A 12,258-nucleotide genomic window follows, 5' to 3' on the forward strand; every position below is an offset into this window, starting at 1 on the left:
AAATGTTTTAATCATTTTACTATTCAATGATTCACGTATCACCGAGACAATTGTTAGTAAACCGATATCGTGGAGTAAAATTCCACTAAGAACACCAGCAGCAATGATTAAAAAGCTTGTCTGCTCTCCTTGTCCATAGGATTTCGCTAAAACCACTCCAAATACATTAACCCAAAAAACGAGATTACCAGGTGAAATTGCTACTAGTAGGCCATTAAAATAAGAGGCAAAAAACGATTTGGTGACTTTTTCTCCTACCAACGTAATATCATGGTCGGCATTCTTGATCGAATCATACCCTAACAAAAATAAAAATCCTGCCCCTATAATCCACATGGGTAGTTGTACCATCGGCATAGCCAATATAGAAGCTAGTCCCATATACAAGGCAAAAACTAATACTATATCAATGGTCATGCCACCAAGTCCCACAGCCCAGCCGTGTATAAAACCATTTTTGAGTCCTTGCTTTGTCATTTCTACCGTAATTGCTCCTACAGGCATGGCAATGGCAAGTCCTACTAATACATACGCTACATATAAACTCAAAAAAACACTTCTTTCATGTCATCGATAAGCTTCATACGTCCGTTTATACATTCATGGTAGCATAAATATACTTTAAAGGAAATAATTATCAATATTAAATATATTTCTAGATTTATAGCATCTGCTTTTTCCATTGAGCCAGTACATCGTTTGATTTTGCTAGGTCCATTTTCAATGTAACTTGCTTGGCTGTGCAACGTTTTTTGGCTTTTTCCCATGCTTCTTCTAAGGCCGGTAAATAGCTTAAATTTTTAGTTGCGGCTATAAGTTGTAAAAAAATATTCCCTTGAATATAGTGCCAACGAGGATTCATACCATCTAATAGAATAGCTTCCTCAATTAAGCGCAGCGCCAGATAGGGGCTTCCCTCATGTCGATTTAAAAACTGTGCAAAAGCCCCCCAGTATAGCGCTTTATTTGGCTGTAGCTTGATGGCCTCAGCATATTGTACGGTTGCCTTATCATGTTCTTTAGCAAGGACATAATATTCAGCCATTGTATAATAAGCATTCGCCTGTGCTTCAATGGTCCCTGCTAATAATTCATCGACTACTTTTCCAAACTGTTCACTATCTTGACTACCTATATAAGCAGCAAGAACATCTCGTTCTGGATAGGAGCCATCTGTTCGTTCTACACTTTGCTTCACCTTCTCATCAGTAGTTGCCGGTATATTGGCATAACCATTTGCCTCAAGCAATGCAACATGTTGCAAAATGAGCTGTTTAGCCTCCCCATCTTTAATGGTTTCATTGGCAAGTATATCTTTAGCTAGTTGATAACTCTCTTTTACTTGTCCACTTACAAATAAGTCATTGATTTGTTGAACTTGCTCATCCATTCGATTAACCACTATTCATATCCTCGCCTTCACCTAAAGAAAAATCTTATAGTTAGTGTACCATCTTCATAGTGTAAGAAAAAGATAACCTGTCCTAATCTTTCTACAATTCTTTTAATTTAAATGCTTTAACATGTTGCTCTAGTGTATGAGCCATTTGATTTGTTTCATTAGACCCTTGTGAAACCTCATCAATACTTGTAGTTGTTTGCTGTGCTGCGAGAGTAATCATATTCATCGTTTCCTCAATATCTCGAATCGATTCTGTTAATCGTTGAATCATTTGAACAATATGAGCTGATTTTTGATTTTCAGCGGTCATGGCATTCGATATAGCAATCATTTCATCCACTGTAGTAGCCACTGCTGTTGAAATATTTCCTAAAGCTTGTGCTGTTAAACGCACCGTCTCTGTTCCTTTTTGGATATATTGCGTATTATCATTCGTTGATGTCATGACTTGCTGTACATGTTGCATAATATCCCCAATAAGTTGCTCTACTTGTAAAACCTCCTGATTGGATTGCTCAGCAAGCTTACGTACTTCCTCTGCTACAATGGCAAAGCCCTTCCCATGATCCCCTGCTCTAGCAGCTTCAATTGAAGCATTTAAGGCGAGCAAATTCGTTTGTGAGGCAATAGTAGCGATAGACGTTGTAATAGTCTGGATTTTGGTGGCAGAGCTAACTAAGTTTTCTACTGTCTGACGTACTTCACCTGATCCGCTATGAATTAATGCCATAGCATTGCTTATATCCTTTGCTAATCGCTCACCCTCTGTTGCTAAATTCATTGTTTGTCGAGCATTCTCTGCACTTTTATTGGCATTGTTTTGAATCATTTGAAGATCTTCTGCTAAAGATGTAAGAACATCTGTGGCATTTTCCGCATGATGCATCCCTGCAGTCACAGCACTTGTTACCTCTTCAATATTATTAGCGACACCTTGAATTGTATTAGTCATATTCATCAAAGTGGAAGCGGTTTCATCTGCATTATTAGTTAGAGTATTAGAAGTAGAACGCATTGTCATAATCATATTTTGTAAATTAGCCGTCATTCGATTTAATGTATTCGCTAAATCCTCCACTTCATCCTTACTGTTAATCTTTGTTTCAGGTACAGCTAAATTACCATTTGCAATTTCTTTTGCCTGCTGAATAAGGACAGTAATAGGTTTTACTTTTCGACGGATTAAAAATCCAGTAATGATAGAAGCAATAAGCATTGGGAAAATACTAATTAATATACCGTTCCGTACGACATCCCAAGTTCGCTCCTTGACGATATTGGCATCAAAATCGATAACACTAATGGCAATAATCTCTTTATTAGAGTCGTGGTCTTTAAAAATAGGCGCATAGCCAGATAAACGCTCCATCCCAGCAAAGGTATATGGTTGTGAGTATGTCGGGTGTTGATGTGAAAGCAAATTTTCAAGCGCTTCTTTGTCTACATAAAATGAATCGCCAGGTGCAAAGCCTTTCTCAGCTAATTGATCATCAAGGGCTATTAATGTACCATCAAGGGCTAATATATATTGTGTTTGGAAAATATCTTTATGGCCCGTTGTCCAGTTTAAATCCTTCCCAATACGCTGCTGTGCAGCTTGATCGCCGCTAATGGCCCTATCTATCTGTTCTGGATTGATCAAACCTGTCGTAATATTGGCACAGCCATAGGCCTCTACACCAGCAGCATCATATAGTTTATTGTATGCAGTTATGTATGTGGCGAGCGAAGTGATCCCTAGCATAACAACTAAAATACCAGCGATAATCGTCCCTAGTTGAAAAGTTAATGAATTGCGTAATTTCACGATTCATCGTCTCCCCTTTCTTGTCATAATCTATGAATATTTCCTATTATTTCTCATCATACTATAAAAAGATGTATTAAAAAAGCATCTTTAATTTATCTTAGAAGTTTAAAGTGTTGGATAAAAGTTCTGAATTGTGCGATAATTGAAGTTAACTTTCTTCATTTTGAAAGCAAAGTACTTCAACAAATAGGAGGGCTTGCTATGAATAAACGTTTTCATTTTATATCGCTTATTACGGGAAATTTGTTAACAATAGGAGCTATCTTCATTTATACCGTGCATAGTCAAGTGCATGTAGCCCTCAGTACGTATGCTCTAGTGATGGGATTTTTAAGTACATTGCTCGTGATCTTCTTTTATGTTTGGGGAGAGGAGAAGCAACAAATACCAAACCGTTATTTGAAATAATATGCATAAAACTAACTTGACTTGCCATTACTACTATAAAACGTTCCCTTTCTACCTTTAGTGTAAAAGGGATATTTTTATGTAAAGTTAGAAAGCATTAGCTCTTTAAGAATCCTATTTCATTCTTTTATTGATGTTACAGTTATTTTTTAAAGAGATTTAGTCGAACTGCTTCTCCTAACAGAAACATTTTGATATGAGTTGATTTCAATTCATTTTTTTACTAAATAGGCTGATTCGTTTAGTTCTTTTCATTCACAATTGGCTTCTTTTTCGAGGTATTCCCCTCTGATTACGACTAATTGTTGTAGAAAAACAAAATTTTTTGTAGAAAATTTTAAAACAATGATTGAGTACTATATCAAATTTCTGTATAATCAGCTTGTTTGACAATACTTTTATGAACTTGGGGGTAGACAATTGGGTAAAGCATTGATTATCGGAGCTGGCGGAGTTGCCAGTGTTGTGGTACACAAGTGTGTTCAAAATTCGGACGTATTTGAGGAAATTTGTATCGCAAGTAGAACTGTTTCAAAATGTGACGCTCTAAAAGAAAAACTAGACGGCGGAAAAACAAAAATTCATACTGCACAGGTAGACGCAGACAACACAGAAGAGGTTATTGAGCTTATAAAATCTTTCGGACCTGATGTTGTTATTAACGTTGCACTACCTTATCAGGACTTAACGATTATGGATGCTTGCTTAGCGACAGGTGTGCACTATGTGGATACTGCAAACTACGAGCCACCTGAAACGGCTAAATTTGAATATAAATGGCAATGGGCTTATAAAGAGAAGTTTGAAAAAGCTGGCTTAACTGCATTACTTGGTAGCGGTTTCGATCCAGGGGTTACAGGCGTTTTCACAGCTCATGCGCAAAAACATGAATTTGATGAAATCCACTATATCGATATCGTGGATGCAAATGCGGGAGATCATGGTTATCATTTCGCAACAAACTTCAACCCAGAAATTAACATTCGCGAAATTACAGCGAATGGTCGTTACTGGAAAGATGGTGAGTGGGTAGAAACTGCACCACTTGAGAAAAAAGAAGTTTATAACCTACCAGAAATCGGGCCAAAAGATATTTACCTTCTATACCATGAAGAGCTTGAATCACTAGCGAAAAATATCAAAGGTTTAAAACAAATCCGCTTCTGGATGACGTTCTCTGAAAAATACTTAACACACTTAAAAGTATTAGAAAACGTAGGTATGACATCAATTGAGCCGATCGAATTTGAAGGTCAAATGATTCAACCAATTCACTTCCTAAAAGCAGTATTACCAGATCCAGCTTCTCTTGGACCACGTACAAAAGGTAAAACAAATATCGGATGTATCATTCGCGGTCTAAAAGATGGCAAAGAAAAAACGTATTATGTTTACAATGTTTGTGATCACGAAGAGTGCTATAACGAGGTTGGTTCACAAGCGATTTCTTACACAACTGGTGTACCAGCTATGATTGGTGCAATGCTTGTGATGAATGGTCAATGGCGTAAACCGGGTGTTTGGAACGTGGAAGAGTTCGATCCAGATCCATTCATGGATGCACTAAATAAATGGGGTCTACCATGGCAAGAAAGCCATAACCCAGAATTACTTGACCTTGATTTAGATGCAAAGGAATTAAGCCGATGAAACCAATTGATTTTTCAAAAGTTCCATCCCCTTCCTATGTAGTGGATGAACGATTATTAACAAAAAATCTTGAGCTTTTAAAATCAATTCAAGATCGTACAGGCTGCCGAATTTTACTAGCCCTTAAAGGTTTCTCAATGCATTCAACATTCCCTTTAGTTGGGGAATATTTAGCAGGTATTACAGCCAGCTCACTGCATGAGGCACGCCTGGGCTATGAAAAAATGGGCAAGGAAGTTCACGTTTATGCTCCTGCATATATTGAGCATGAAATGGACGAGCTTCTAGGATATGTGGATCACATTGTTTTTAACTCATTTAACCAATGGGCACAGTACAAGGATAAAGTGAAATCTGCAGGTAAAACAATTGAATGTGGTATTCGAGTAAATCCTGAGTACTCTGAAATTGAAACTGCGCTTTACGATCCTTGCTATACAAATTCCCGTCTTGGTACGACTTTAGCTAACTTCGATAAATCACAACTTGACGGCATTGATGGCTTGCACTTCCATGCGATGTGTGAGCAAAACTCTGATACGTTAGAGCGTATTATTGAAGTAGTAGAAGAAAAGTTTGGTGATGTTTTACACCAAATGAAATGGTTAAACTTTGGTGGTGGCCACCATATTACACGTGAAGATTATGATGTAGAGAAACTTGTTCACATCATTAATTATATTCAAGAAAAGTATAACCTGCTTGTTTACCTAGAGCCAGGTGAAGCAGTAGCGCTTAATACAGGCTATTTAGTCGCTACAGTACTTGATATTCAAAAAAATGGGATGGACCTTGCTATTTTAGATACGTCAGCAACATGTCATATGCCTGACGTACTTGAAATGCCATACCGCCCAATGATCATTGGTTCTGGTCAAGCGAATGAATTCGCACACACATATCGCTTAGGTGGACTTACATGTCTTGCTGGTGATGTGATTGGCGATTATTCGTTTGAAGAGCCATTAAAACCAGGTGATCGACTTGTCTTCACAGATATGGCCCATTATTCAATGGTGAAAAACCATATGTTTAACGGCGTCAACCTCCCTTCTATCGTTTCTTATAATGATGAAGAAGGTATTAAAGTCATTCGTGAATTTAAATTCGAGGACTACAGTGGTCGACTGTCCTAATACCAATAGAAAAGTCCTTCCAGTTTTACACTGGAAGGACTTTTTTTATGGCCGCATGGTCATCCAATTCTCCACATAATGAATGGCTACTCCATGAAAAGCATCGTTATTTGAAAAATGTTGGTGAACAAGTATAAGCTGTTCATTCATATAAGCTTCTCCATTATCATAAAAAGTAATATTTTGCCCTTCCTCTGAAGCGCCTGTTTCTACACCAATTACAATCGATTTATTCACCGTGGAAGCATAAGCAATTTCATGCTCAACAATAGAAATAATATCTTTTGCAGCATCGCGATAGGCCATGATCGTCACACTATCCACATGGTCAATGACCCAATCAGCTAATAACCCTTTTCCAAATTCGTTATGATACTGAACTTCATCAAACCAAAATGGCATATCTACTTCTAAAGTAAGTTGTAACTGATTTGCTTGCTCACTTGCTTTCATTATTAGTGTTTGATAGGATCCTATCGTTTGTGCTTGATGTGAGCTCCATCCACTATTTAAATAAGGTTCAACATCAAGATGAACCCCAGAAAATTGCTCAGATTCAGTTGAATTCTCATTATATGTATGTAACCAATTAAACAACTCGTCTTGGCTTCGACTACCCTCAGCTGAAACCCAGCTTGCAGCACCATCCAATGCATAAATGCGAATACCTTTGTCAGAAGCGTTGCTAATAAACTGCTTATAGTCATCGTTCGCTATGCCTTGATCGATTTGCAGATAAACCTTTTTAACATCGTTATGTTCTAAAAATAATAATATTTTTTCTTGGTCATCCATGATGAGGGATGTATCCCACAGCCACGTAGCCTTTTCCTGTGTAGCCATTGCATCAACCTTTCCACTTGATAAAGCTAATGAACTAATCATGATGACGATTAGTGCTGTCCACATTTTTAATTGTCTCTTCATACAAACTAACTCCATTCTACTCGCCACGGCTCCTAGAACAGAACCTGGCAACCTGACAATCATGCACTGAAAATATAGTGTTTAGACTCATGGCTTTGCGTCCTTCCCTTTCGGTGAAGTTTGCCTTTTTCAGTTTTTTCTTACTCATTATCATACGCGGTTAGCAACGGTTTGTCTGTAGGTATAATGCATAATTGTCACATGTATGATCAGGTAAAAACGATAAAATACAGGTTAAATTTACTAGTCAAATATAAAAAAACGTAGAGTACTTAAGCCTCTACGTTTTCCTTTTCATTTTCAAGCATTTTGTGTAAATAATCGATAATTTCCCGAATGCCCTCTAATGAATTAACCAGTATTTTTGGATCAACATATGTTATCATACGATTTTCTAGATTAGCTACAGCTGTAAAGTAGCGCGTTTTACTATAATTGACAAGACCCAATTGTTGCAGTATGGAATCATCAAAATCAAGAATTTCACGGGCCTCTGTAACAAGTAATCCATAATTGACAACGTCCGTATTCATCACAATAATACGAGCAGTTGCTGTATTGGAGGAGCGGTTGTATAGTATTCGTTCAAAATCGAGAACGGGTACAAGCTCACCTCGAATTCTTGTAAAGCCTAGAAGATAGTTCGGTAAATGAGGAATAGGTGTTACATGCTCTAATTTTTCAATTGATATCGCTTGCTCTACAGGTACCGCATATTCCTCTGTCCCACAAGCAAAAACGACTGCTTTGACACTTTCCATGCGTTCACATCCTTCTATTCGACTGTTATTTTTTTGCAGATTCCTTGACGATTTCAACGAGTAAATCTGCTAATTTTTCTAATTCTTCGACTGGTATTTTTTCATTTGTTGTATGAATATCCTCGTATCCGACAGATAAATTCACTGTAGGAATACCAAATCCTGCGATCACATTCGCATCCGATCCTCCACCAGAAATACCTAATGTTGGTGTACGGTCAATATTGCGAACAGCTTCCATAGCAACCTGCACAACTTTATCTGTTTCTGTTACACGGAATCCAGGATACATAAGCTTCACTTCCACTTCTGCACGTGCGCCTAATGAAGCTGAAACCTGTTCAAATGTTTCCTGCATATGCTTTGTTTGGGCATCTAATTTAGCTTGATCAATGGAACGTGCTTCAGCTAGAATCGTCACTTCATCACATACGATATTCGTTGCTTGGCCACCTTCGAAGCGTCCAATATTAGCTGTCGTTTCCTCATCTAAACGCCCAAGCTTCATTTGAGCAATACACTTAGATGCTACTGTAATAGCGGAAATACCTTTTTCAGGAGCAACCCCAGCATGTGCCGTTTTGCCAATAATCTTTGCAAAAATTTTCGCTTGGAATGGTGCGGCTGTTACGATCCCACCTACTTTGCCATCACTATCCACCGCAAAGCCATACTTTGCTTTAATGTTAGATGGATCTAACTCTTTAGCACCAGCAAGACCGCTCTCTTCACCAGCGGTAATAATGAATTCTATATCTCCGTGCTCTATATCTTGCTCTTTTAATCGCTTGACCATCTCAAAGAGTGCTGCTAGGCCTGCCTTATCATCAGCACCTAAAATTGTCGTACCATCGGATACGATATAACCATCTTCACGCAGGGATGGTTGAATGCCTTTCCCTGGAACAACTGTATCCATATGAGAAGTAAAATAGATTGGCTCTACATCTAGAGTACCTTTTAAAGTGGCGATAATATTGCCTGCTCCATGTCCATTACGCGTATGTGCATCATCTTGGATGACTGTAAATCCAAGTGCAGTTAATTTATCTACAAGAATTGGTGCAATTACTTGTTCATGCTTTGTTTCTGAATCAATTTGAACGAGCTCAAAAAACTCTTCTACTAAACGACTTGTCATGTTGTAAAACTCCCTTAGTTTACGTGTTCTTCCACGTTATAGTATACGTATTATTTTAGCACAACGTCAGAAGAGTTGAAATCACTTGAACAATCCGACAGACAAAAAGTCCGAGAAAAAAATCCTCAGACTTTCCTTAGACATTTAAAATAGCCTCTTTTTCTTCTATTATCGTTTGTAGATAGCTCACTGCTTTGTTATGTTTATCCCGTAAGCGCCAAATTGTATTATGTACATCATCTTGCACACGTGATACCTGTTCCCTTGCAGTTGAAATTTTAGAATGGACAGACCAGGCTGAAAAAATATCATCAAAGAAGTAGTCAGCAAATTTAACGAAACCATCTGTCTCCACATGGAGTGATTTTGTTGACATCTCATGAACATCCAATAATTCATTATGAAAACGTTGCAAGGCAATTTGAGCACTGTGTAAGTAGTTCTCCGATTGATCGAGTGCATCGTGCTTTAAGTGAGTGGCAATAAGTCCACCGCCAAAAAAAGTATCCCAAGTGGAGTATCCGCTGGCAGAATGTAATGAAGCTGCCGCTTGCCCTAGCTTTGTTAAGGCTACTTCTCCTGCTTCCTCAGCTTCTTGGATTTCTGTTATCAGTTGTTTGGTTAACATTTCTTCATTTGCTAAATGCTCTAGTCTAGCTGCTTGTGCTGGATCATGAAGCTGTAAGTACTTGTTCTTTTTTGAAAGTACCTGTTTCAGTGCTTGTTGTAAGGCCACTTCATCTATTTGCGTTAGTTTATGCTTTACTTGAATGTTATCTTCAGTTAAGTCAACTTGCATTTTTTTTGCTTCATTCATCTTTAATTCAAGTACCGCTGCTTTATCAATTTTTTCTGCACGAAGCTCATCTTGTTGTCCAGTCCACGTACGAATCATATTCATAAACGAGAAACTATCTAATTTATCCAGTTTGGATCGAATTTGATTGAGTGCTGCTGTATGTTGGTCTATTTCCTGTTGTGTAAGTTCAATTTGGCTATTCAGTAACTGACTTTGCTCCTTTAATCTGGATGCTTTTCTTAGTTGTGCATGAATCTTTTCTTGCTCTGTTTGTAATTGCTGCCATTCCATTCATCTCAACTCCTCTTATCTATCAGTACGGATGACAAGGAAAAATGTTTCATTTAAAAAAAGAAAAACCTAGTAACTATCACGCTACTAGGCTTGTTTTTTTATAGTGGAATGTTACCGTGTTTTTTCTCTGGACGAGTTTCGTGTTTGTTTGCTAGCATATCTAGTCCTTGAATTAGCTTAATACGAGTATCTCGAGGATCGATAACATCGTCTACCATTCCACGTGAAGCTGCAACATAAGGGTTTGCAAATTTTTCTTTATATTCTTCAATTTTGGCAGCACGTGTCGCTTCTGGGTCATCCGATTTCGCTATTTCACGTGCAAAAATAATGTTCGCGGCACCTGCTGCACCCATAACAGCAATTTCAGCATTTGGCCAAGCAAATACCAGGTCTGCACCAATAGATTTAGAGTTTAAGGCAACGTAAGCGCCTCCATAAGCTTTACGTAAAATAACTGTAATTTTTGGTACTGTCGCTTCTGAATAAGCATAAAGGATTTTCGCACCATGACGAATAATACCGCCATGCTCTTGTTTAACACCTGGGAAGAAGCCAGATACGTCTTCAAATGTGATGATTGGAATATTGTAAGCATCACACGTGCGAATGAAACGAGCCGCTTTATCAGAAGAATCAATATCTAATCCACCTGCAAGTACTTTTGGTTGGTTACAAACAAGTCCAACTGATTCACCAGCAATACGTGCAAAACCAACAACTACGTTTTTTGCAAACTCTGCGTGAACCTCCATGAACGAATCTTCATCCACTACTTGTTCTACAACTCTTCGTACATCATATGGTCGCGTTGTTTCAATTGGCACTGTATCCACGATTTCTGGACGGTAGTCATCCCCTTCAGGACGTGCTTGACGAGGTGCCTTTTCTTTATTATTTTGTGGTAAATAGCTTAATAGTTTCTTAATTTGATCAATTGCTTCTTCTTCAGATGGTGCGCGGAAATGAGCGTTTCCACTTACTGCATTATTGACTTTTGAACCACCTAAATCTTCAGCGGAGATTTTCTCACCCGTTACGGTTTCGATTACTTTAGGTCCTGTAATGAACATTTGAGATGTTTTATCAACCATTAGGATAAAGTCAGTAATAGCCGGAGAATATACCGCTCCACCAGCACATGGTCCCATAATAACAGAGATTTGCGGAATCACCCCTGAATAAATCGCATTACGGTAGAAAATGTGACCATAACCATCAAGAGAAAGAACACCCTCTTGGATACGTGCGCCACCTGAATCATTGATGCCGATAAATGGTGTACCATTTTTCGCAGCTAGGTCCATTACCGTCGCCATTTTTTTCGCATGCATTTCACCAAGAGCTCCACCAAACACTGTGAAATCTTGAGAGAATAAGTATACAGGACGGCCATTGATTTTTCCGAAACCGGTTACAACACCATCACCAGGACCTTCCATTTTGTCCATCCCGAAATCTACTGTACGATGCGTAATAAATGGATTGATTTCAAAAAATGTGCCATCATCTAGCAATAATTCAATACGTTCACGAGCTGTTAATTTTCCTTTTTCGTGCTGTTTGTCGATGCGCTCATAGCCACCACCAAGTTCAATTACCGTCTTACGATCATATAAATCATTGATTTTGTCGAACATATCCATATTGATCACTTATCCCCTTTTCCACTTTTATCACATAATTCATATAACACACCGAATGAAGATTTCGGATGCATGAACGCAACCTCTGCACCACCAGCACCTGGCCCTGGCTCGTCGGATAATAGACGTACACCTTTCTCCCGAAGCTCTGCCATACGCTCACGAATTCCTGTCACTCCGAAGGCCACATGATGAATGCCTTCTCCACGTTTCTCAATAAATCCATGAATGGCGCTCTTTTCACTCATTGGTTCTAATAGCTCTATTTTTACGTTGCCTGCGTC

12 protein-coding genes and 1 riboswitch are annotated in these 12,258 nt (G+C 38.4%); of the genes, 3 read left to right on the forward strand and 9 right to left on the reverse strand.

Annotated features, from left to right (window positions below; genetic code table 11):
- From RT445_RS20510 to RT445_RS20520, 3 genes are all read right to left on the reverse strand, one after another.
- On the reverse strand, window positions 1-549 hold a 549-nt coding region (locus RT445_RS20510; RefSeq protein ID WP_313471448.1), incomplete at its 3' end, for a LysE family translocator.
- Between the two features lie 112 nt (window positions 550-661).
- On the reverse strand, window positions 662-1,402 hold the full coding sequence (locus tag RT445_RS20515; RefSeq protein ID WP_274793593.1) for a tetratricopeptide repeat protein: 741 nt from the start codon (window positions 1,400-1,402) through the stop codon (window positions 662-664).
- Window positions 1,403-1,493: 91 nt separating this feature from the next.
- On the reverse strand, window positions 1,494-3,209 hold the full coding sequence (locus tag RT445_RS20520; RefSeq protein WP_274793594.1) for a methyl-accepting chemotaxis protein: 1,716 nt from the start codon (window positions 3,207-3,209) through the stop codon (window positions 1,494-1,496).
- Window positions 3,210-3,413: 204 nt separating this feature from the next.
- Here RT445_RS20520 and RT445_RS20525 point away from each other — a divergent pair, with 204 nt between their 5' ends.
- The 3 genes from RT445_RS20525 to nspC all read left to right on the forward strand — a co-directional run bounded on the left by RT445_RS20525 (window position 3,414) and on the right by nspC (window position 6,406).
- Complete coding sequence (locus RT445_RS20525) at window positions 3,414-3,620, forward strand: hypothetical protein (RefSeq protein ID WP_274793595.1); 207 nt, start codon at window positions 3,414-3,416, stop codon at window positions 3,618-3,620.
- 420 nt (window positions 3,621-4,040) lie between these two features.
- Window positions 4,041-5,270, forward strand: a complete 1,230-nt coding sequence (locus tag RT445_RS20530; RefSeq protein WP_274793596.1) for a saccharopine dehydrogenase family protein — start codon at window positions 4,041-4,043, stop codon at window positions 5,268-5,270.
- Window positions 5,267-6,406 (forward strand): carboxynorspermidine decarboxylase, encoded by a 1,140-nt coding sequence (gene nspC, locus RT445_RS20535; RefSeq protein WP_274793597.1) that lies wholly within the window; start codon window positions 5,267-5,269, stop codon window positions 6,404-6,406. Before RT445_RS20530 ends, nspC begins: the two co-directional genes overlap by 4 nt.
- Window positions 6,407-6,451: 45 nt before the next feature.
- On the opposite strand, the gene RT445_RS20540 is transcribed toward nspC, so the two are convergent.
- The 6 genes from RT445_RS20540 to RT445_RS20565 form a co-directional block, all read right to left on the reverse strand.
- Window positions 6,452-7,333, reverse strand: coding sequence for an amidase (locus RT445_RS20540; RefSeq protein WP_274793598.1), 882 nt, complete (start codon window positions 7,331-7,333; stop codon window positions 6,452-6,454).
- A gap of 43 nt (window positions 7,334-7,376) precedes the next feature.
- Window positions 7,377-7,468: riboswitch (cyclic di-GMP riboswitch) on the reverse strand.
- A 137-nt stretch (window positions 7,469-7,605) separates the two neighbouring features.
- The gene (locus tag RT445_RS20545) at window positions 7,606-8,094 is read right to left on the reverse strand and encodes a chemotaxis protein CheW (RefSeq protein ID WP_274793599.1); all 489 of its coding nucleotides are present in this window, start codon (window positions 8,092-8,094) and stop codon (window positions 7,606-7,608) included.
- 25 nt (window positions 8,095-8,119) lie between these two features.
- Entirely contained in the window at window positions 8,120-9,235 is a 1,116-nt protein-coding gene (locus RT445_RS20550) for a M20/M25/M40 family metallo-hydrolase (protein WP_274793600.1), read from the reverse strand.
- A gap of 136 nt (window positions 9,236-9,371) precedes the next feature.
- Window positions 9,372-10,325 (reverse strand): coiled-coil domain-containing protein, encoded by a 954-nt coding sequence (locus tag RT445_RS20555; protein ID WP_274793601.1) that lies wholly within the window; start codon window positions 10,323-10,325, stop codon window positions 9,372-9,374.
- A gap of 101 nt (window positions 10,326-10,426) precedes the next feature.
- Window positions 10,427-11,974: an acyl-CoA carboxylase subunit beta gene (locus RT445_RS20560; protein ID WP_274793602.1), complete on the reverse strand. Its 1,548-nt coding sequence runs from the start codon at window positions 11,972-11,974 to the stop codon at window positions 10,427-10,429.
- A 5-nt stretch (window positions 11,975-11,979) separates the two neighbouring features.
- A partial coding sequence (locus RT445_RS20565; protein WP_313471450.1) for a VOC family protein occupies window positions 11,980-12,258 on the reverse strand: 279 nt, incomplete at its 5' end.

This window comes from Lysinibacillus sp. (genome assembly GCF_032093475.1).
In the GTDB taxonomy this organism is placed as follows: Bacteria; Bacillota; Bacilli; order Bacillales_A; family Planococcaceae; genus Lysinibacillus; species Lysinibacillus irui.

Excerpts from the sequence above, each read along its gene's own strand:
- RT445_RS20525 (WP_274793595.1), top strand. The coding sequence starts at position 3,414 with ATGAATAAACGTTTTCATTTTATATCGCTTATTACGGGAAATTTGTTA.
- nspC (WP_274793597.1), top strand. The coding sequence starts at position 5,267 with ATGAAACCAATTGATTTTTCAAAAGTTCCATCCCCTTCCTATGTAGTG.
- RT445_RS20540 (WP_274793598.1), bottom strand. The coding sequence starts at position 7,333 with ATGAAGAGACAATTAAAAATGTGGACAGCACTAATCGTCATCATGATT.
- RT445_RS20545 (WP_274793599.1), bottom strand. The coding sequence starts at position 8,094 with ATGGAAAGTGTCAAAGCAGTCGTTTTTGCTTGTGGGACAGAGGAATAT.
- RT445_RS20550 (WP_274793600.1), bottom strand. The coding sequence starts at position 9,235 with ATGACAAGTCGTTTAGTAGAAGAGTTTTTTGAGCTCGTTCAAATTGAT.
- RT445_RS20555 (WP_274793601.1), bottom strand. The coding sequence starts at position 10,325 with ATGGAATGGCAGCAATTACAAACAGAGCAAGAAAAGATTCATGCACAA.
- RT445_RS20560 (WP_274793602.1), bottom strand. The coding sequence starts at position 11,974 with ATGGATATGTTCGACAAAATCAATGATTTATATGATCGTAAGACGGTA.